At 38.4% G+C, this 20,097-nt stretch carries 22 protein-coding genes; 6 read left to right on the plus strand and 16 right to left on the minus strand.

Going from position 1 to position 20,097, the window contains the following annotated elements:
* Positions 1–19 precede the first annotated feature (19 nt).
* From MLE13_RS03340 to MLE13_RS03355, 4 genes are all read left to right on the plus strand, one after another.
* On the plus strand, positions 20–694 hold the full coding sequence (locus MLE13_RS03340) for a response regulator transcription factor (protein WP_240748046.1): 675 nt from the start codon (positions 20–22) through the stop codon (positions 692–694).
* Positions 691–2,061, plus strand: a complete 1,371-nt coding sequence (locus tag MLE13_RS03345; RefSeq protein ID WP_240748047.1) for a sensor histidine kinase — start codon at positions 691–693, stop codon at positions 2,059–2,061. The genes MLE13_RS03340 and MLE13_RS03345 overlap by 4 nt, the downstream gene beginning before the upstream one ends.
* Before the next feature lie 154 nt (positions 2,062–2,215).
* Positions 2,216–3,250, plus strand: a complete 1,035-nt coding sequence (locus MLE13_RS03350; protein WP_240748048.1) for an ABC transporter permease — start codon at positions 2,216–2,218, stop codon at positions 3,248–3,250.
* Position 3,251: 1 nt separating this feature from the next.
* A complete protein-coding gene (locus tag MLE13_RS03355; protein ID WP_240748049.1) occupies positions 3,252–3,926 on the plus strand; it encodes an ABC transporter ATP-binding protein in 675 nt (224 codons plus the stop codon).
* A 68-nt stretch (positions 3,927–3,994) separates the two neighbouring features.
* On the opposite strand, the gene MLE13_RS03360 is transcribed toward MLE13_RS03355, so the two are convergent.
* Positions 3,995–4,444, minus strand: coding sequence for a DUF2231 domain-containing protein (locus MLE13_RS03360; protein ID WP_240748050.1), 450 nt, complete (start codon positions 4,442–4,444; stop codon positions 3,995–3,997).
* A 556-nt stretch (positions 4,445–5,000) separates the two neighbouring features.
* On the opposite strand from MLE13_RS03360, the gene MLE13_RS03365 reads away from it, so the two are divergent.
* Positions 5,001–7,286: a putative bifunctional diguanylate cyclase/phosphodiesterase gene (locus MLE13_RS03365; protein ID WP_346429150.1), complete on the plus strand. Its 2,286-nt coding sequence runs from the start codon at positions 5,001–5,003 to the stop codon at positions 7,284–7,286.
* A 65-nt stretch (positions 7,287–7,351) separates the two neighbouring features.
* On the opposite strand, the gene MLE13_RS03370 is transcribed toward MLE13_RS03365, so the two are convergent.
* The 14 genes from MLE13_RS03370 to MLE13_RS03435 form a co-directional block, all read right to left on the minus strand.
* Complete coding sequence (locus MLE13_RS03370) at positions 7,352–7,990, minus strand: class I SAM-dependent methyltransferase (protein WP_240748052.1); 639 nt, start codon at positions 7,988–7,990, stop codon at positions 7,352–7,354.
* Between the two features lie 77 nt (positions 7,991–8,067).
* Positions 8,068–8,652: a DJ-1/PfpI family protein gene (locus MLE13_RS03375; RefSeq protein WP_240748053.1), complete on the minus strand. Its 585-nt coding sequence runs from the start codon at positions 8,650–8,652 to the stop codon at positions 8,068–8,070.
* A 324-nt stretch (positions 8,653–8,976) separates the two neighbouring features.
* Entirely contained in the window at positions 8,977–9,996 is a 1,020-nt protein-coding gene (locus MLE13_RS03380; protein WP_240748054.1) for a CobW family GTP-binding protein, read from the minus strand.
* Positions 9,993–10,322 (minus strand): hypothetical protein, encoded by a 330-nt coding sequence (locus MLE13_RS03385; protein ID WP_240748055.1) that lies wholly within the window; start codon positions 10,320–10,322, stop codon positions 9,993–9,995. The genes MLE13_RS03380 and MLE13_RS03385 overlap by 4 nt, the downstream gene beginning before the upstream one ends.
* Before the next feature lie 107 nt (positions 10,323–10,429).
* Positions 10,430–11,314: a polysaccharide deacetylase family protein gene (locus MLE13_RS03390; protein ID WP_240748056.1), complete on the minus strand. Its 885-nt coding sequence runs from the start codon at positions 11,312–11,314 to the stop codon at positions 10,430–10,432.
* Between the two features lie 59 nt (positions 11,315–11,373).
* Positions 11,374–12,864, minus strand: coding sequence for an NCS1 family transporter (locus tag MLE13_RS03395; protein WP_240748057.1), 1,491 nt, complete (start codon positions 12,862–12,864; stop codon positions 11,374–11,376).
* A gap of 94 nt (positions 12,865–12,958) precedes the next feature.
* Positions 12,959–13,828, minus strand: coding sequence for a carbon-nitrogen hydrolase family protein (locus MLE13_RS03400; protein ID WP_346429153.1), 870 nt, complete (start codon positions 13,826–13,828; stop codon positions 12,959–12,961).
* 161 nt (positions 13,829–13,989) lie between these two features.
* On the minus strand, positions 13,990–15,660 hold the full coding sequence (locus MLE13_RS03405; protein ID WP_240748059.1) for a sigma 54-interacting transcriptional regulator: 1,671 nt from the start codon (positions 15,658–15,660) through the stop codon (positions 13,990–13,992).
* Between the two features lie 235 nt (positions 15,661–15,895).
* Complete coding sequence (locus MLE13_RS03410; RefSeq protein WP_240748060.1) at positions 15,896–16,321, minus strand: DUF4064 domain-containing protein; 426 nt, start codon at positions 16,319–16,321, stop codon at positions 15,896–15,898.
* 22 nt (positions 16,322–16,343) lie between these two features.
* Positions 16,344–17,300: an ABC transporter permease gene (locus tag MLE13_RS03415; protein ID WP_240748061.1), complete on the minus strand. Its 957-nt coding sequence runs from the start codon at positions 17,298–17,300 to the stop codon at positions 16,344–16,346.
* A complete protein-coding gene (locus MLE13_RS03420; protein WP_240748062.1) occupies positions 17,293–18,213 on the minus strand; it encodes an ABC transporter ATP-binding protein in 921 nt (306 codons plus the stop codon). The genes MLE13_RS03415 and MLE13_RS03420 overlap by 8 nt, the downstream gene beginning before the upstream one ends.
* 122 nt (positions 18,214–18,335) lie before the next feature.
* The gene (locus MLE13_RS03425; protein ID WP_240748063.1) at positions 18,336–18,503 is read right to left on the minus strand and encodes a Fe3+ hydroxamate ABC transporter substrate-binding protein; all 168 of its coding nucleotides are present in this window, start codon (positions 18,501–18,503) and stop codon (positions 18,336–18,338) included.
* Positions 18,496–18,717 (minus strand): hypothetical protein, encoded by a 222-nt coding sequence (locus tag MLE13_RS03430; RefSeq protein WP_240748064.1) that lies wholly within the window; start codon positions 18,715–18,717, stop codon positions 18,496–18,498. Before MLE13_RS03430 ends, MLE13_RS03425 begins: the two co-directional genes overlap by 8 nt.
* Positions 18,718–18,737: 20 nt before the next feature.
* Positions 18,738–18,983: a hypothetical protein gene (locus MLE13_RS03435; protein WP_240748065.1), complete on the minus strand. Its 246-nt coding sequence runs from the start codon at positions 18,981–18,983 to the stop codon at positions 18,738–18,740.
* Between the two features lie 155 nt (positions 18,984–19,138).
* Here MLE13_RS03435 and MLE13_RS03440 point away from each other — a divergent pair, with 155 nt between their 5' ends.
* On the plus strand, positions 19,139–19,690 hold the full coding sequence (locus tag MLE13_RS03440; RefSeq protein WP_240748066.1) for a winged helix-turn-helix domain-containing protein: 552 nt from the start codon (positions 19,139–19,141) through the stop codon (positions 19,688–19,690).
* Positions 19,691–19,700: 10 nt separating this feature from the next.
* Here the strand turns inward: MLE13_RS03440 and MLE13_RS03445 are convergent, their stop codons facing one another.
* Positions 19,701–20,096, minus strand: a complete 396-nt coding sequence (locus MLE13_RS03445; RefSeq protein WP_240748067.1) for a hypothetical protein — start codon at positions 20,094–20,096, stop codon at positions 19,701–19,703.
* Between the last annotated feature and the right edge of the window lies 1 nt (position 20,097).

Below are 20,097 nucleotides of genomic sequence, written 5' to 3' on the forward strand. Positions count from 1 at the left end.
ATCAAGGAGGCTGATTGGCATGATCCGGATATTAGCAGTAGATGACGATATACATATGTTGAATTTCATTGCAGCTGAACTTCGCCAAGCAGGGTACGAAGTGGCAGAAGCTCTTTCAGGTGAAGAAGCTTTAGAGGTATTAGAAAATGAAAAAATGGATTTAGCTGTTGTGGATGTCATGATGCCCGGCATTGACGGCTTTGAACTGACACGAATTGTCCGGTCCGATTACGATCTTCCGGTTATTTTATTGACAGCTAGACATCATATTGAAGATAAAGAACGTGGGTTTTTAGCAGGATCAGACGATTATTTAGTCAAACCTTTTGAAGCGAAAGAATTGCTGTATCGCGTCAAAGCGATTTTACGACGATATGACCACCCAGAAGACGACTTGATCGTTGTTGGCTCTTTATCCATTGATTTGAAAAGCTATGAAGTCAAATCAACCAATGGGATTTTGTTTATCCCGTTAAAAGAGTTTGAATTATTGGCTTTAATGGCATCAAAACCTGGACAAGTGTGGAGCAGAGACTCTATCATTGAAAATGTTTGGGGAATTGACTTTCAAGGGGACGAACAAACCATTAACGTTCACGTAAAGCGACTGCGTCAACGGCTCGAGCGATTTGCGCCTGACGTGAAAATCGTCACGGTAAGAGGTGTCGGATACAAATTGGAGGTTATCACATGAGTCTTTACGTGAAATTCATTTGGTTTACGTTTGCGACTATGTTGATTAGCAGCACAATCGCTTTTTTCGGGATGAATACGTATTACCACAGCCAACTTAAAGGTGAAAATAACGATAAGAATATGACCATCGCCATGTCTTTTGCAGATTTTCTGGATGAACTTCCTGCCGATCAAACTCGAGATGCATTGGTGACATTGGGTGATGCTGGCTATCAGCTTTATGTGACAGACGGCGCTACGGTCGAGCGCTATGGAGGTGACTATCGCGATGAAACGATCAGTCCATCAGAAGTCCAACAAGTTTTGGACGGCACAGAATTTAACGGCATCCGTGACTTTCCTAAAGAAACGTTTGTCACCGGTTTTTTTGCCAATGAATTAAAAAATACAGTCGGCGTTCCGGTTGAACTAGATGGCAAACCGCATGCTTTTTTTATGCGTCCAAATATCGGGCTGTTGTTTCAAGAGCTCCACTTGTTGTTTGGCGGCTTGGCAGTGGCGATTATTTTATTGAGTTTTGTTGGCATGTTAGTCGTTGCCCGATTGCTGATTCAACCCATTACAAAATTGACCGAAGCGACCGAAAAAATGGGGACAGAAACATTCGATGTTCCACTAGCCATTCACCGGAAAGATGAGATTGGCCGTCTCGCAGATCAGTTTTCGACGATGCGTTCACGAATCGAGCAGTCAACATTAAAACGTAAAGAGTTTGTGCACAATGTATCACACGATATCCAATCACCACTTCATACCATTCAAAGTTATTTAGCCTTGCTTGAAAAAGACGGCATTGCCAAAGAAGAAAAAGAACAGTACACAGCGGTTATTCAAGACGAAACAACGCGTTTATCTTTACTAACAAAACAACTGCTGACGTTGGCGTCATTTGATGCGGAAGCAGCAGAATTGGTCGAAACCGTATCTGTGGACCAGCAGCTTCAGCAAACTTTGTCGCATTTACGGTTTGCTTTTGAAGAAAAAGAACTTGGTATATCAGCGCAACTCGCAGAAGGGCAAGTTAAAGGCAACGGTGTCCTTCTACAAACAGTGTGGGAAAACTTACTGACCAATGCGATTAAATACAGCGAACCTGGCAGTCTGATTGACGTTCGGTTAAGGTCTACTGCAGAACACGTGATTTTGGACTTGCAAGATGAAGGTATTGGCATGTCACCGACAGAAGTGGAACACGCTTTTGACCGTTTTTATCGAGCAGATCACGCACGGACACGTTCAACAAAAGGAGCTGGTCTTGGACTCGCGATTGTAAAAGAAATTGTCGAGTTACACGGCGGAACCGTTGAGATTTCCAGCACGTTTGGTAAAGGCTCGACTGTTCATGTACAACTTCCGCGCGTTTAGTTTTTATAAAGCTGTACTAAAACGTTTTTTACTACGTTTTAGTACAGCTTTTTTCTCGTATGAACATGCTTTTTCATAATTGTCACCCGTCGTTCATGTTCCGTTCATGTTGGTAACTTAAATTAGAGTTATCAAAGAAACCGGAGGCGTTCCCATGAACATCGCGTGGAAAGAAATTAAGAAAAATAAAGTGAGATTTGCCATTTTAGGTTCGATTGTATTTCTTGTTAGCTTATTGACGTTTATCATATCAGGTCTAGCAAATGGCTTGTCGCAAGACAATGCGGCGCTTATTAAAGATTTACCAGACGGCCAGTTTTACATGACCGAAGATGCGGAAGGCACGCATAATTTGTCACGTATCGACCTTGAAATTCAAGATCAAAATTTGGCAGAAACAAAAGATGCTGTCGCTTTGTCGATTCAAATGGGCTTTTTGAATGACGAAGAAGACAAGCAACGGAGTGTCGCATTTGTCACTACGACTGAATCTCCCCTATTTGAAGATGTGAAAGCCGGCGAAATTGTACTCGATCGTTCATTAGAAGAAGCAGGCTTGAAAGTTGGGGATGTTTTAACGAATGATCAGTTTAGTGGAGAGTTTATCGTTAAAGGCTTTGCAGAGCAGCAAAAATACAGCCACGCTCCTGTTGCTTTTATCAATATTGAAAACTACAAAGAAATTTACCGTACCGATGAAATGCAGTTGCTCTTTGTGCCTGAAGGTGACGAGTACCCAACGATTGCAGGACTTGAATCTTACACAAACAAAGAATTTCTATCTGCTATTCCAAGTTATAGCGCGGAACAACTGTCACTTAACATGATAGTTTGGTTTTTAGTTGTGATTAGTGCCTTACTGTTTGCGATTTTCTTCTATATGATGAACGTCCAAAAAATTGGCTTGTATGGCATTTTAAAAGCAATTGGTGTAAAAACAAGTACGCTTTTCAAAATGATGTGGACGCAAATGTTCTTTATTACGACCATCGCACTTGTCTTTTCAATCACGTTGAGCCAATTGTTCAATCAATTTGCCCCAGCAGGAATGCCGTTTAGCTTAACCGCTACTGTGACGATTCAATTGTCGATTGTGTTTTTAATCATTGGATTTATCGGCGCTACTTTATCTGGTATTCAAATTAAAAAAGTCGAACCATTACAAGCAATTCAACAAGGAGAGGTTTAACATGACGATTTTTGCAGCTCAAGAAGTTCGAAAAACATTTACAAATGGGGAAGTCGCAGAAGAAATATTAAAAGGAATCGACCTGTCTCTTCACGAAGGTGAAATTACAGCATTAGTTGGTGCTTCAGGTTCTGGGAAAAGTACGTTACTAACAATTGCAGCGGGATTGCAACCCACTTCAAATGGTCAAATTATCTTTAACGGACAAAACATGACGGTTATGACTTCTGAACAAATTCGGCAAATTCGGGCAAGTGAGTTCGGTTTTGTTTTCCAAGCGGCTCACTTAGTACCATTTTTAACTGTAGAAGAACAATTATTCCTTATGCTCGATGTTGCTGGAACTAAATTGTCGAAAAAACAACAACAAAAAGAAGTTGCCGAATTGCTTGAACAAGTCGGCATGGACCACCGAAAAGACGCTTATCCTGCTTCTTTATCCGGCGGTGAAAAACAACGCGTTGCTATTGCTCGCGCCATTATCCACAAACCGAAAATGTTGTTCGCCGATGAACCAACGGCAAGTCTCGATTCAAAACGATCAAAAGATGTCATGTCTTTAATTCGCGAGTTGACGAAAACCTTGCGTATTACCACCTTAATGGTGACGCATGACGAAGAAATGCTGTCGTATGCGGATCATGTTATTACGATGAAAGATGGGCTGGTTGAGTAACTAACAACTTATCAATACAAACAAAAAAACAAACATCAACTCTGTTTGTTTTTTTGTTTGTATTTAAATTAATCGCCAACATCATTTACTTGCTCGTTAATCGGATCTTGTTGATATACAATCTTTCCACCATAGTGTCCAGTCAAAGTCAGCGTAGTTCCACCAGCAATACACAAGACAAGAATAAGAGGTAGCACAAAAGACAATTTTTTATAATGATTAAATACCTTTAAAGCAAGGACAGCTCCAATGATTATCAAAGTGATTAAAGCATACGTCTCATGGGGCTCAAGATTAACTTCAATTCCTTTACCCCATGTTTTTTCTGCATAATCCTTTGCTCCATCGCCAGCGATATATGAAAAAATCCCCATCACAAATCCTGTAGACAACAATAAAAAAGTAGCTTTGTCGAAAAAATCTTTTTTCCAAAAAATCAGGAACTGTGTCACAATTCCCATACTGATAAGTGCAATTGGAAAATGCACTAAGATGGGGTGTAAAGGTGTTGAAAACATTGACCTTCAGCTCCTTTTCCTACTACTCAACATTGGATGTATGGTTCTCCTGCTTTAACAGGACAAAATTGATATTCACTGCTCACTTCTGTAAAACCTCAAAATTTTTGCAAGTATCATTTCCTAAATAAAAATCGAACAATTCAAAAAACAAATTTGAACTTGTCCACAGATTATACTCCTATCGAGTAAATGTAAAGATTATTAACATATTATTTTTTAGACCTTCTTTTTGTTTTTCGACATTACCTTAAAAAAATCCGATTTCATACAAAAAAATTATTAAACTCTAAAATAATGAATATTTTTTACTCTAAAATACCATTTTTTGGATAAAAAGTATTCTCTTATCCCATTAAAAGTTTTATAATGGGAGTCATAAGAATCATGCTATCCCAATAATTTGGTAAGCAATAATCCTGCTTTCCAAAACGAGGTGAACCATATCACTAACTTCCGTACGATCCATTGGTTCGGCCTATATATATTCCTCCACATTTCCATTTACTATTCTTGGATTTTTTTCAGTGAAACAAGTGACAGCATATTTGTGTTGGTGGAAAATCTTATCTCGTGGTTTGCGCCAGTCGTAGCTTTTGTAACCTTGTTTATTGTTTACCGAAAGTCAGCCGGCAGAATGCGTCTTTTTTGGTTATTGCTTTCTCTTGGTAGTTTAAGCTATGCCATTGCTGAAGGCATCTGGGTTTATAGCCATAATGTTTCACTTGTAGAGCCTAATTATCCGGGTTGGCCAGATCCTTTTTATTTTCTGCAAATCTTTTTCTATTTAGCAGCGTTTATTTACTACCTTGTACAAAGGAAAGAAAACGCTTATCAAATTAAGTTCATCTTTGATATTATGATTATCATTGCTGTCTCTACTGCTTTAAGTTGGCATTACCTAATTCAACTTTTGCTGCCAGAGGCCACTGCTTCGCTACTCTTGTTTGCCGTATCTATCGGTTATCCTGTCGGTGATTTACTACTTCTGTTCGGTGCAGTTAGTTTATATATTGGCTATTCTCACACCTTATCACCGCGTGTATTGACTTTAATTATCGCTGGATTGGTTTTCCAAGTATTCGCTGATACTGCTTACTTATACTCTACCGTTGCCGATACGTACAGCTCGGGTAGTTTTTATGATCCGTTGTGGTCTTTAAGTCTATTGCTCGTGGCACTTTCAGGCTTGTATTCGTTAGATCCCATTAAAAAATCTGTTTCAGGCAAGACTTTTATGCAAATAACTGACCGAATTTCGGTTCGTATGCTGCTGCCTTATTGTAGTTTACTCATGCTGTTTATCGTTATTATTGCCGAAGAAAGTAATCATACGAGAGGCTTGATTGCTGGGGCTTTTGTGGCGACTGCCTTAATCGTCACGAGACAGATTTTCACGTTGCGTGATAACCGTAGATTGTTGTTTAATTATGACCAACTGACTTCTGAACTGGAGCAAAAAATTGAACAACGAACGGTAGAAGTTACTTCTAAAAACGAACAATTAAAAGAAGTTATTCACCAAGTAGAGCACATCGCTTATCACGATGAATTGACTGGACTACCTAATCGAAGATTATTCCTGAAAAATCTGGAGACTTCTATAGCTACCGCTGATAAAAATTCCAAAAAACTCGCTGTGGTGTTTATCGATTTAGATCGTTTTAAAAATATTAACGATACGTTTGGCCATGAATTTGGTGATTTGTTGCTCCGAGATTTTTCAGAAAAAATTTCAGAAAACCTGCGCTCTATTGATACGATTTCACGCCAAGGCGGCGATGAATTCACCCTTATCCTTAATAATATTCAAGATGAAACAGATATTACGCCAACCATTCACCGAATACAATCTGCTTTTCAAAACTCCTTATCTATAAAGGGTCAAGAACTGCACGTTTCCATGAGTATCGGTATCGCTGTCTACCCTGATAATGGAAACACAACAAGCGAATTATTAAAACACGCCGACAGCGCCATGTATAGCGCAAAGGCAAAAGGCAAAAATAACTACCAGTTTTTCTCGGACGATATGTCACTCGTTGTTTCTCGAAAAATAGCACTTGAGAACGAACTTCGCCGCGCCCTTGCCAACGAAGAATTTCTCTTGCATTATCAGCCACAATTTAATGCTCATACAGGAGAAATTACGGGGATGGAGGCATTGGTTCGCTGGCAGATTACCGATGGAGAGATTATTTCTCCTGCTAAATTTATCCCTTTGGCAGAGGAAACTCGTTTGATCCTTCCACTAGGAGAATGGGTTCTCAATACAGCTTGTGAACAGGCAAAAATATGGCACGATGCAGGGCATTCTCACCTGAAGTTGGCCGTGAACTTGTCCCCTCTTCAATTTTTGGATGACGACTTACTGGATATGGTAGGACGTGCATTAGATCAGACCGGATTTCCAGCATCTTCGTTAGAGTTAGAAATCACGGAAAACGTGGCAGTTGATGATATCGATTTAGCCTTACTGCGCATGCAAGCCTTAAAAGAGCTTGGTGTAAATCTTGCTATCGATGATTTTGGCACTGGTTATTGTTCATTAAGCTACTTAAAAAAATTCCCGCTCACAAACTTAAAAATTGCACAGTCCTTTGTTCGAGACATGGCGACTAACCCACATGACGAGGCATTGGTCGAAGCCATGGTATTAATCGGCCATAAACTCAACATGTCTGTCATTGCAGAAGGTGTAGAAACTGAAGAGCAACTAGCTTTGTTAAAAGAGCTCGGTTGCGATGAAATCCAAGGTTATCTGTTTAGCAAACCGCTCACTACCGATCATTTTTCTCAGCTCTTGTCGAAAGAACTTGCTACTAAAAATCCGATCCATTAAAAACCAAGGTTTTACTATGCACACAAACCCAGCAACCTGTAAAAGGTTGCTGGGTTTATTTATTGTTATCCGATTTCAAAATTCTTTTTAGCACAAACCGCAACTGTATGAAACTGCCTAGATTTTGGACCTTTTATTACTCTTGTTTCGATGAAACCTGTCTTCTCCATAAGTGGAACCACTTGTTCATCTATTAACTGGTTTATACCTGTCCACGACTCTTCTCCCTTGCCATTACAAAGCGTAATAACACAAGTTCCTCCTGGATTTAACACTCGATGTATTTCTGATATCGTAGTAGCTAATTCCTCCCAAAAGTAAATGCTGTGAATGCTAACTATTTTATCGAACTGCGTTTCTTCAAACGGTAAAAAACTCACATCCCCTTGCACCAATTCGGCTCGATTATTCTGCAATGCTTTTCTATTTCGGATGGCAGCTGATCGAATGACAGCTGGTGAAATGTCCAACCCTACTACTTTGTTTACGGAATCGTGCTCTAAAATAAGCTTCATCGCATACCCTGAACCGCACCCAAGCTCTAAAATACGATTTCCTTGTTGAAGATCTAGTAATTCAATTGCCCAAAGTGTTTCAGGTTTGTGTTGCCAGACCATCTTTTCACCAAAATACGTTCCGATCCATCCTTTTGGGAATTTGTATTGTTGATCAACAAATGCTTGAATCTTATCTTTCAGCTTCATAATTCACTCACTTCTTTTAAAAATTCTGTAGTGTAGGTAATTCGCTAAGTGCATTATTCTTCCCTTCTAACATCTCATCATACAAATCCCATCAATTCTTTTACTTTGTCTTTATTCTCCTTTGATGTAACCATTTCAAGCAGTCTAAAAGCCACATCAAATGCCGTTCCAGGGTTTGAAGAAGTGATGATGTGATCATCACAGACAATTCGCTGGTCGATCACTTGAACACCGTATTGTTTTAATTGATCGCGCCGTTTACTTGTTGGGTGATCGTAAGTTGTGGCTCTTTTGTTTTTCAAAACACCGCTATGCGCCACCATCAATGCAGCGACACAAATCGAAGCAATCGGTTTTTTATGCGCATCAAAATAACGCACTACCTCTTGAAAATCTTGGCTAAATGCGTCTTCATAAAATCCTGCTTCTTCAAAACCACCAGGAATCGCTAAAGCATCAAATTCTTCTAATGAAATGTCACTCAATTGCTGCTCCGGAATCACTTGAAAGTTCCACGTACATTGCAGCTGTGAGTGTTTTCCGACAGTCACTACTTCTGTAGAGCCGTCTCCTTCCCACTTGTTCCACCCCATTACATCCGTGAAAACACTCGCTTCAGAAGCTTCAAATCCATTGGCTAAGAGTAATAATATCTTTGTCATAGAACATCTCTCCTTTATATTAGATTGTATAGGATAGTTACTTTTCTACAAATGACTTTATAAAAGATAGTTGAGCTTTTCACCTTACTTTTCTTTGAAATAACATTCATATTCTTTTTATAAGAAGGTGCTAACAGTAATGGATCATAATACTAAAAAAGCTTTAAGAAAATACTAAAATTCCAATGAAGGACATCGCCTCGTAAGTTCATCTATCAGCTCCTCAGCTTTAGAAGAACGTGTAAAAAAGACTAATCCACTTAAAAAAGGAAAAGAAAAGCTATTTCAATAGCATTTCTTTTCCTTTTTCAGATTTCTACTAGATTAAAGAGCCGCATTTAACTCCAATACATCAATATTTGTTCCTAAAAAATATTGGAAAGCTTTCAGAGACCTTTCGATTTCCGCAGGTTGAATCGTTCTTAAAATAAATACTAAATGTGAATGGTGTTCTTCTTCGGGCCAAGCATCTAAGTGTTCTGGAGGGTGGATGATATGTTGTACTCCATTTAAGACAATTGGCCCCTCTTCTCCAACATCCAATAATCCTTTGACACGCAGAATATCTTCGCCATTTGCATGAAGAAGTGCACTTAGCCACAAGCCGAAAGCTGTCCAATCCAACGGGTTATGAAAGGTAAAAGATATAGACTGAATCGTAGAAGAGTAATGATTTTTGCTTTCTAAATCAGGTATTTCTTTTTGCACTACAGTGCGTGACAGTTGTCGATAATCTCCTTTTAAGTCATCGAAATCGATATTGCCATGAACGGCTTCTAGTATTTCACAAGAAGGGTTGATTCTTTTCAGCTGTTGAATCAGCATTTCTTTTTCTGCCGTTGTTGAAATATCGGTTTTAGTTAAAACAATTTTATCTGCTACAATCACTTGTTTTATCAATTCCGGATTGTTCTTCATATGAAGCATACCGTTCTTTGTGTCTACAGTTACAACAACGCTATCAATATAGTAATGATGCTGTAGCAGTGGATTTGTTAAAATCGTGAATAGAATAGGGGCTGGGTCAGCCATCCCGGTTGTTTCGATGACAATCCGGTTGATAGCTGCTTCTTTATTGTGGTCCATACTTAAGAACGATTTAAGTTCATTTTCTAGATCTTCACGGTTATTACAGCAAATACACCCTCCTTTTAGAAGGGTCGTCTTTTCGTCAGCTTTTTTCAATAAGTGATGGTCCAGCCCTACTTTACCAAATTCATTTACAATTACCGCTGTATTATGCTGCAATTGAGGTTCTTTTAGTAGTTGCCGTAACAAGGTCGTTTTTCCGCTGCCTAAACAACCTGTAATAATCGTAATCGGTTTCTTATTTGTTTTTGTCATGATCGTTCCGCTCCTAATAGCTGCCGTTGTTCTTCTTCAATTTGCTGTAGCAAATGCGGATCTAGCGGATTTACAGGTCTCCCAATCATCTTTTCTGCGGTTCCCCAAAGTGCACCAAGGTCATGGACAATTTCTTGATTTCCTTTAAGGTCTCGTAAAACAAACTTACTGCTATTCCAGTCTTCCAGTTTTAGGCGGTAGTAATGCAGGATTTTGTTGGATAATTTAGCACGTTGCAGCCGTGTTCTATGACGACTACGTTGAAGATCACCTACTAGAATCTCTCCATCATCATTCGAGGTTTGGTCGGTCCAGTGTATTTGCATGACGAACTCTCCACATAGAATGCACATTCCAAAATCATCCTTTCCTTTGTTATATAAACAGATGAATCCGCTCTTATAATAAGAGCGGATTATTTTATAAATGAGGTCTATCCTTTAAATGGATTTCGCTTTGAAAAATCATCTGCAATTTCGTCAAATGTCACCCATTTAACTCCCTCATGCTTGTTAATGTGTTCAATAATCCGTTCGTGCATTTTCAAAACTTGTGGCCGACCACTTACATCCGGGTGAATCGTCATTGTAAATACGGCATGTTCCATATTTTCATAAACCCAGTCGAATTGGTCCATCCACATTTGTTCAATATCCCGAGGATTTACAAAGCCATGGCTGTTCGGTGATTTTTTGATGAACATCATTGGTGGCAGGTCATCTAAATACCAGTTTGCTGGAATTTCTATCAAACTCGTTTCTTTTCCTCGCACTAATGGCTTCATCCATTCTTCAGCCGACTTAGAATAGTCAATTTTTGTCCAGCTGTCACCAATTCTAACGTAATAGGGTGAAAAATCGTTATGCATTAAACTATGATCATATTTAATGCCGTTTTTGTGAAGTAACTCATTCGTTATATTGGAAAACTCCCACCACGGTGCCACGTAACCCGTTGGTTTTTTCCCGGTTAATTCTTCTACTAAAGTGATAGATTTCAATAATACTGCTTCTTCTTGCTGAGCTGTCATCGCAATCGGGTTTTCATGAGAATAACCGTGGATTCCAATTTCATGTCCTCTTGTATGAACATCTTTCATTTGCTCTGGAAAAGTTTCGATTGAATGTCCTGGAATGAACCATGTCGTTTTCAGATTGTACTTATCGAATAAATCAAGTAATCGCGGAGCTCCTATTTCCCCTGCAAATAGTCCTCGAGAAATATCATCTGGAGAATCTTCTCCTCCGTACGAACCTAGCCACCCGGCTACTGCATCTACATCTACTCCATAAGCCACTAAAATTTCTTTTTTTGCCATTTTCCATTTCTCTCCTTCAATCATATTTTAGAAACATCAAATTATGCTTTCTGAAAAAGTTACGGTTTCACGACATCATTCGGTGCCGGATTTAACTGATCTATTTCCCAATCTCCTTTTGAATTTGGCTGTTCTTCAACCAAACCTTCTACTTCCCAATCTCTGCCCACAGTTGTGCCAAGGTACGCATCTGAATAATTGGATACGACTTCTTTTTGTGGATGTTTTTTCAAATACCAGAATTTCATCAATAGATAGTAGAAAATAACCCCAAGCGGGAATCCAACAAGGTACATATATTGGATAAAGTAAACTGCCAGTCCTCCTGCAGCAATCCATGCAATCATTCCTGCCCAGTTGACACCTTTATCAAATCTGAATTGCCCTTGTGGATCATACAAATCTCGTACGGCAAGACGTCTTTTGCGAATGATGTAATAATCACAAATGATGATACCCGCTACTGCTGATAAAATAGCTCCGTAATAACCTAAGAAAGTAAATAACTGATTGAGTATCGACCACGGCTGGAACAAGGTACCCACTACTCCAGCAATGACAATCCCTGATGTATAAGATAAGTTGAATTTAGCGCCTGCGTTAACGAACGTTAATGAAGCAGGGATTAAATTTGCTGCAGAGTTTGTTGACCATTGAGCTAATACGACCATCGTTAAAAGAATGATCAAGACCCAGCCTGAAGAAGTTGCTTGAATAACTTCAATTGGATTCCAAAGCCCCGCTGCAAGAAGGCTGACTGCCCCAATAACGCCCATGAAAGTTTGAACGAGCGGCAATGCAATAATATGAGGCAAATAATTATTTTTGTTTCGCTTAAACCAATTACGTTCATTCATTGGTGCTTTTACATAGCGAGTGATATTTGGAATATCGACAGCTAAAGCAGACCAGAATCCCATATTGGCGACCATAACCAAAAACCATGTAGTAGATTGTGTCGTGCCAACATAGTTAAATACGTTTATCCCATTATCAGCGGCCAACCCTACCATATCTATGAAAATCCAAACAGATATCACAATAATCGCAGGTGCTGCAATAGCTGCAAAGCGATCTACTGCTTTAATTCCGATAGCGGTATTAATTATTTGAACGGCAGCAAACACTAAGTACCATACAAACCAAGAATCAAAGCCTGTTAACATGTTTACAATATAGTTAATCGCTGTTGCTCCTAGATACGTTTGAATACCAAACCATATCGCCGCAATAATTCCTCGACTGATAGCTGGAATATGAACTCCCGCTGTTCCAAAAGGAGCACGCATATAAGCAGCAAATGACAATCCGTGTTCTATACCAATATCGCCACTCAAACTACCAATGATTGCGATGATTAAGTTTGCTAATAAAATTGCCCCTGCAAGTTGCCATAACGACATCGATTCAATACCGTTGGCACCAATTTGAAATGTAGCGATAATGACGGCCATCCCTACCCAAATGTTAAAAAATCCCCATCCAGATATAACTCTGTTTTTTCCCTTTGTAGGTATAATATCTTTTGAAATCAGCGAGTTTTTTCTCATGTTTTCCCTCTTTTCTTATTAAGTTTATTTATCCAACTGTAAACACGCTTTTTTGTAAGCGCTTTAAATTCATAATTCTTTTAAACGAATAACTTTATTCATCTGAGGATTTTTGAATTTGTTGGAGCTCTTGCGTAAATAAGTTTTTATTTAGATCTCTTAAATAAGGTAAGGTTCTCCGATGCTCTGTGACTTTGTTCAAGTCAATTTCTGAAACGATAACATCTCTTTCCTCTTCCGTGTGAACTAAAACCTTTCCAAAAGGATCTATTATGGCACTGCCACCGCCAAATACAGTTTCCCCTTTTTCAATCCCTGTTCTATTAGAAGCAATTACAAAAACCCCGTTTTCCAAAGCTCTCGCTCGTGTAGCAATATCCCAAGCATATCTTCGAGCTTTTCCAAATGCTGATGGATATAAAATGATGTCAGCACCTTTCAAGGCTAAAATTCTCGCTCCTTCAGGAAATCCGATTTCATAACAAATTTGAAGTCCGATATTTCCAATCGAAGTTTTAAAAACTGGTAGGTTATCTCCTTTAGCAAATCTAATGTTCTCAACATTCCAGAGATGTGTTTTGCGGTAATTTCCGATTAATCCTTCCGGTCCAATCAAAATAGCCGTATCGTATACAATTCCTTTAACATCCCCTTTTTCTAAAATAGCTGTCGACAAGTAGATATTATGCTGTTTCGCAATCTGTTCCAACCAATTAATCGTGTAACCAGGAATAGTTTCTGCCAATTCTACATCTTTGTCTTCTACTCTATAGCCGGTATTAAATAGTTCAGGGAGCACCACTAGTTTTGCGCTTTTTTGAACCGCTTCTTCTATTAGCTTTTTCGCTTCTTCTAAATTTCCTTGAAGATCATAAGGAATGGCATTCATTTGGATAGCTGCAACTGTCAGTTTTTCATTTTCCAGTTTTCTTACACCTCCTTCCCCTTTGAATCTTGTACCTATTTATAACACCATTATTTTATTGTCACAATACTTTAAATATTAAAAAACTATGCAATATTGCATAGTTTTTTAATATTTAAAGCTATAATACTGAGGAAAATCATTAATATCGTAAGTGATAATAACTATGTAAAAAAGCATAGTTATTATGCGTTTTTGCATTAATTTTTCCCTCTCGTATATTTCTGAAGTTTTCTGCTGATAGTAGATTGGTTTACCTGTAATACTTCCGCAATTTTTGTTGTAGACCCGTACTTCTTTTCCGTCATTTCTAATAGTTCTTTTTCAAGTAATGCCACCGCTTCTTTAAGCGGCATGATTTTGTTAATACTGATAGTTTTTTCACTAATATTGTCCACGTTAATATATTCCGGAAGATCTTCTAGTTCGATTAATCCTCCCTCTGAAGTTACAAATAACCGTTCAATTATGTTTTGCAATTCCTGAACATTCCCAGGCCATGAATATTCCTGCAATTTTCTTAATACCCGAGGTTGAAATTTTTTCTCTTCGCTATATTTCTGATTCAATTGTTCGGTAAAGTGAATGATTAAAGGAATAATATCTTCATTCCGTTCTCTCAAAGGAGGGATCATGATTGGAACGACGTTTAGTAGATAATATAAATCTTCTCTAAAATCACCCTCTTCTACTTTTTTTCTAAGGTTTTTACTAGATGCCGTTATTATTCTGATATTGCTAGTTTTGACCTTATTCCCTTTTCCTTGTAATGCTTTTAAAAACTTTATTTGGGTAGACATAGGCATCTCTTCTATTTGTTCTAGAAACAAAGTTCCCGAGTTCGCCATCTCAATCAGGCCCATTTCACGTTCTTTGTTTTCATAACCAAACAACTCTGCTTCTAATATATTTGACGGCATCGAGCCGCAATTGAGCGTTATAAAAGGATGATTATTTCGATTGCTCCATTTATGTATAAAAGAAGCAATTACTTCTTTGCCTACTCCAGATTCACCTAAAAGTAATACTGTAGAATCTACCTTCGCTATTTTTTGAGAAAAACTAACGATGCTCTTCATTTTTTCACTTCTGGAAATAATCTCTTTCTCGATTTCTTCTCTTGCTCGAAACCCTTCAATTTCTTGGCGGTAACCTTCTGTCATTTGTCTCAATAAGTCCACTTCAGATTCTAGTTCTTTTACTTCCGTGACATCTCTTGAGGCATTGATCACTCTAATGACATTGCCTTCGTTATCTTTAACCGGTGTACCGACTACCATCAAACGTCTTCCTGTTTTCGTTGTCTGGATAAACGATACTTTTTCCTTTTTCTCTAGCACCAACCTTGTAACAGAAGGCTTGAATACCCCTTCTTCTTCTAACTGATAAACCGTCTTACCGATTAAATCACTTTCTTTATATCCCCAAAGTGCCTCACACGCTGCACTAACCCTTAAAGTTTTCCCTTCACCATCTGACACATAAATAACATCATACGATGTATCAAAAATCGTCTTAAGATCCAGCACTAAATCTTGATAAGAATCCAGTTCTTGTGTAAATTCCTCTAACGATGATTTTGTTTGAAAAAAAACACTAAACCCGGAATCCTCATTTAAAAAATACAGTGATTTTTTTGCTACAAAGCTTTCTTCTGCAAATTTAAATTGAAAGATTTCCGCCTCTTCATCTCTGAGCTCTTCAGTAAACAAACGCGGGAATACATCATCCCAATAACGACCAATAACTTCAGCCTTGTTACAATATAGTTTTCTTTCAGCGAACTTGTTGAGCTGAGTAATTTTATAATCTCGATCGAAAAAGATTAATCCCATAGGTATCAGATCTATTAGCTGAGAGTGATTATTCATTGCTTCCCTACACGCCCTTTCCTACACAGTAACAAGTTTTTCTCTAAATTTTCACATTACTCATTTTAACACTCAAAAGTAGCATGTGTAACTAGTTGTCAGTGAGAGAACTAATTACACACCTATTAAACAAAATTGAGTTCCAACTAATTCCCAAGAATATTTAATGGTGCACAAAAAAATGACTTGAAATATACAATCGTATATTTCAAGTCACCTATTTCTTTATATGAACTTATCCTTCAATAATGGTCTTAGGTTTTCTTACAAGAGCCATAATACCAGCAATCAGGTAGAAAATTCCTGCTAAAATACCGGCTCCACCACTCACAAATGCAACAATCACCGCTGTTGCGATAAAGATGATTCCTGCGACTACCGGTTTTTTATTGCCTTTAAGCAAGACCATCGCGACAATTCCTAAAATGATAGCTACTACTGAAGCAACCGTGAGAAACCATCCTCCCGTACCTAGCATATCTAGCATTTCCTCAAAATCGCCCATGCCCATATTCGGGTTTTCTGTAGCCATTTCATTAAATGACTCTTCCATGACCCCTCTATTGTTTTGAAGCCAAATCATCATGCCACCAATTGCTGCGGTGAATGCATAACCCAATGCTCCGATAATTGCTAATACCATTTCTGCTGTTCTTTTCATACTACTCCTCCTCAAGTTTGGTTTATTGTCCTGCGATGTCGCGTTTTGTAAATGCGGTCCACGCTGCACCTAAGAATACGATAAAGTAAACGACTAACACAACCACTGAAAACGTTAAGGTCATGTTTTCATTCAACGGCATGCCACCGTCCATATACTGTTTTAAGTTGGTATTGGCAAATAAAATATATTTCGACCATTCGTATTGTGCCAAGAATGCGACAATCGCATTACCTGCCATCATTAAGAAAATTGCCAAGCCAATTGCCATTCCACTGCTTCTGAAAATCGCAGAAATCATAAACGCAAAAGTCGCCATCATTACCAGTGTCACTAGGCTCAAGCCGTACCCTTCCACAATTTCACCAATCACACCGGTTTGTGCAAAGCCCGCCACTTGCTGTTGAACGATTGACGGGTTCAAACCATTCAAGCCAAAAAGAATGGCTCCTACAATCCACGAAGTCACTAACAAGAAGAGGAGCAAAGTAAGTGCAAAAATCAATACGGAAACATATTTAGAGAATAAAATCTTCGTTCTGGAAATGGGACGAATTAATAATAACTTAATCGTTCCCCACTTAAATTCGTTTGAAATTATACCTGCTGCCACAACAATCGTGAACAAGCTAATTAGTGATGACAAGAAACTGTTTTCAAGCACATATTCCCACCCATCATAGGGCCGTGGTTTTAGATTGTTTTCTAAATGGTAGTTATTTTCTGCAATGATCTGAGGATTGGCGAATTGTAGAAATTCATCCGCTTCCATATCAGCGAGAAGCTGTGCGTTTTCTTCTTGAAGCTCCGTTCGCCAGTTGTCGCCGTATTCTTTAAAGTCAGCTTCTTCCCCCATAAATTTCGTTAACAATCCGCCGCCGATGGCAATCGCGAGTATGGCAATAAACATAACCCACGTTGATTTTTGGGCATATAACTTTATTTGTTCGTTCCAGATTAAGTTTACAAAATTACTCAATGGTATTCTCTCCAATCAAGTCAAAGAATTTATCTTCCAATGTCGCTTGCAACACACGAACGCCGTAAATGCTAATTCCTTGTTCGACTAATTTTTTCAAAATAGCTGGAATTTCTTCACGCTTGACCGACATCGAAAGTTCTTTCGCCGTCACGCCGATTTTGTTCGCCAATTGTGTTTCCAAATACGTTTTAGCAGGCGCTAACGGTTCTACTTCGATATAAACTTCTTGAAGCGATTCTTCCGTTTCGACGCTCTGTACGTTTTCAATGGCAACCAATTCACCATTTTTGATAATGCCGATTCGGTCACACATTAATTCGATTTCCGACAGCAAATGACTAGAAACGATGACTGCGACATTTTCTTTTTCTGCTAAATTGCGTATGTATTTACGAATCTCTCGAATACCTGATGGATCTAGTCCATTTGTTGGTTCATCTAATATTAATATCGATGGTCGGTGTAACAACGCTTGTGCAATCCCGAGACGCTGGCGCATTCCAAGTGAATATCGTCCTGCTTTTTCGTGAATGGCGTTACCTAAACCGACAAGTGAAACCACTTCGTTCATTCGCGCTTCTGTCACACCATCTACCATACGCGCGTATTGCTGCAAGTTTTTCCAGCCGCTTAAAAATGGGTACATCTCCGGATTTTCAACGATTGCACCTACATGCTGAATCGCATTTTTGAAATCCGTTTTGATACTTTTCCCTTCGATCAACACATCACCTTCAGTAATGTCGATCAAGCCCACCATCATGCGGATCGTGGTCGTCTTGCCCGCTCCGTTTGGTCCTAAAAACCCGAACACTTCGCCAGCCTGGATCTCAAAATCCAGTCCTTTAATAATCGGTTTTTTCCCAATCGTCTTTTTTAACTTCACCAATTGCATTGCTGGTTTAGACATACACTCGCCCCCATAAATTATCTTTCCTTCTAACTTTACGAACTGGAAGACAAATAGTTCCTTTAAATGGGAAATGAGATATAATATCAAAAAAATATCATACCTATTTCCTTTTTTACATACTATCTATTTCCAAAACAAGCCTCACAAGTAAACTGAGCTTCGTTTCTCAAATAAGCTTTGATCTCGGTCATTCCTCTCTTTTTTGGATAACGCATTTTCATATGTACGATTTCACCGTCTTCTATTTCCTCTTTACATATAATGCATATTGGTTTTTCGTTAAACAATAGCTTCGCCTCCTTCGTTAATCATTTTTCTTGTTTTATCGAGTAGTAGTGCAAGCAAAATGGAAAAAATGATACAGATATAGGTCAGTTGCGTTAACACCCGAAACTTCTCTGCATCCGGCTGATTGAATAGGTAGATACTTATCCCAATGCCCATAGAGGCTAAAATTAATCCAATCATTCGTAAAATAGACCTTCCCTTTTTCATATTCATCGTTATTCTCCGTTTCCTACTCACAAAACATATTTAATTAGTACAAGGACAATCGTAATAACGGTAATCGGCAACCATAACCAATCTAAGAATGGATGTGCATACTCTTTTTCTCGTTTTGTTTTTTCAAAAAAGTAATTGGACCCTACAAGTAAAATGGAAATGATGAAAAATGGCAAGATGGTAAATGTATTGCTGATGTGTAAGACAAAAACCACAATTGCCCATAAGGCGTATCTGTTAGTTGTGTATGCAAAAAAATTCATGGCTACTCCCCTTTTTACTTATTACGATTTGAGTTGCGATAGGTTTCAGTAGCATAGATAATCCTCCTACAATTAAAAATGTATTTTAATCACCCATTGTTAAAATAATTTAATCCGTTAAAATTAATTTATATGATTGATAAAGGAGTGAAGTTATGACGAGTAATTTTGATTTGATGAAATTGATATCCGATCCTAAAATAGAAGCGATTTTGTATTCCATTCAAACAGTAGATAAGACCGTAAAAGAAATTGCGGCTGAATTAGAAGACAAGCCTTCACGACTGTATTATCCAATTCAAAAACTGTTGGCTACAGGGCTTATTCAAGTGAGTGAAGAAAAGCAAATTGGCAATTTGATCGAAAAGTATTACACGTCTCGCCCGTTGTTTAGTAGTAACGAAGAGTTTATGAACATCGAAGGAGAACTTGCCCGTACGCATTCAGCGGCGCTATTGTCTCATATGTTTTTGACATTCAATAAAGGTGCAAATTTGCTGAAATCGGATTTAGAAAATGCAGAGGAAACGCATGCCATGTACACTGAAGCAACGGTTTCACTTTCTCATGATGAATGGCTGAAAGTAACTGAGGAAATCAAAAAACTGATCACCAACCGTACTCCTACAGAAGAGACCACAGATTATACATTTTCGCTCCTGAGCTATGAAACCAACGCAAAAGCCAGTAAGCCTGAAAAAGCTTAATGGCTTTTTTCTATTCTTGCAGTTGAATGTCTTCAATTTTCGGCAACGATCGAATGTTTTTATTGAACAAAAAGTAAAAGACAATGGCCAGTAACCCTGTTGAACTTACGAGCATCATGTTCCCAACACCAATCACGGGTGCGAAAATTCCGCCAAGTAAAGCACCAAGCGGCATAGCAGAAACTAAAACACTATCAATAATTGACGATACTCTTGCCAGCAAATGTTCTTCGATAGATGTTTGTAAAAATGTGATCAGTAAAATACTCATCATGCCAAACGGGATAAAAGTTAATCCTAAAAGGAGGGTCGATAGTCCATTGTGGCTTATTACAATCGACGAAAACCATAAAAGAAAAGACAGCAAAGGCAACACCATCATTAACTGGCCTAACGGATACTTCATG

The organism is Planococcus halocryophilus (assembly GCF_022489025.1).
Taxonomy (GTDB): domain Bacteria; phylum Bacillota; class Bacilli; order Bacillales_A; family Planococcaceae; genus Planococcus; species Planococcus halocryophilus_A.

What these genes read in the sequence shown, in the direction of transcription:
- MLE13_RS03340 (WP_240748046.1), top strand. Translation starts at nt 20, where the DNA reads ATGATCCGGATATTAGCAGTAGATGACGATATACATATGTTGAATTTC.
- MLE13_RS03345 (WP_240748047.1), top strand. Translation starts at nt 691, where the DNA reads ATGAGTCTTTACGTGAAATTCATTTGGTTTACGTTTGCGACTATGTTG.
- MLE13_RS03350 (WP_240748048.1), top strand. Translation starts at nt 2,216, where the DNA reads ATGAACATCGCGTGGAAAGAAATTAAGAAAAATAAAGTGAGATTTGCC.
- MLE13_RS03355 (WP_240748049.1), top strand. Translation starts at nt 3,252, where the DNA reads ATGACGATTTTTGCAGCTCAAGAAGTTCGAAAAACATTTACAAATGGG.
- MLE13_RS03360 (WP_240748050.1), bottom strand. Translation starts at nt 4,444, where the DNA reads ATGTTTTCAACACCTTTACACCCCATCTTAGTGCATTTTCCAATTGCA.
- MLE13_RS03370 (WP_240748052.1), bottom strand. Translation starts at nt 7,990, where the DNA reads ATGAAGCTGAAAGATAAGATTCAAGCATTTGTTGATCAACAATACAAA.
- MLE13_RS03375 (WP_240748053.1), bottom strand. Translation starts at nt 8,652, where the DNA reads ATGACAAAGATATTATTACTCTTAGCCAATGGATTTGAAGCTTCTGAA.
- MLE13_RS03380 (WP_240748054.1), bottom strand. Translation starts at nt 9,996, where the DNA reads ATGACAAAAACAAATAAGAAACCGATTACGATTATTACAGGTTGTTTA.
- MLE13_RS03385 (WP_240748055.1), bottom strand. Translation starts at nt 10,322, where the DNA reads ATGCAAATACACTGGACCGACCAAACCTCGAATGATGATGGAGAGATT.
- MLE13_RS03390 (WP_240748056.1), bottom strand. Translation starts at nt 11,314, where the DNA reads ATGGCAAAAAAAGAAATTTTAGTGGCTTATGGAGTAGATGTAGATGCA.
- MLE13_RS03395 (WP_240748057.1), bottom strand. Translation starts at nt 12,864, where the DNA reads ATGAGAAAAAACTCGCTGATTTCAAAAGATATTATACCTACAAAGGGA.
- MLE13_RS03405 (WP_240748059.1), bottom strand. Translation starts at nt 15,660, where the DNA reads ATGAATAATCACTCTCAGCTAATAGATCTGATACCTATGGGATTAATC.
- MLE13_RS03410 (WP_240748060.1), bottom strand. Translation starts at nt 16,321, where the DNA reads ATGAAAAGAACAGCAGAAATGGTATTAGCAATTATCGGAGCATTGGGT.
- MLE13_RS03420 (WP_240748062.1), bottom strand. Translation starts at nt 18,213, where the DNA reads ATGTCTAAACCAGCAATGCAATTGGTGAAGTTAAAAAAGACGATTGGG.
- MLE13_RS03430 (WP_240748064.1), bottom strand. Translation starts at nt 18,717, where the DNA reads ATGAATATGAAAAAGGGAAGGTCTATTTTACGAATGATTGGATTAATT.
- MLE13_RS03435 (WP_240748065.1), bottom strand. Translation starts at nt 18,983, where the DNA reads ATGAATTTTTTTGCATACACAACTAACAGATACGCCTTATGGGCAATT.
- MLE13_RS03440 (WP_240748066.1), top strand. Translation starts at nt 19,139, where the DNA reads ATGACGAGTAATTTTGATTTGATGAAATTGATATCCGATCCTAAAATA.
- MLE13_RS03445 (WP_240748067.1), bottom strand. Translation starts at nt 20,096, where the DNA reads ATGAAGTATCCGTTAGGCCAGTTAATGATGGTGTTGCCTTTGCTGTCT.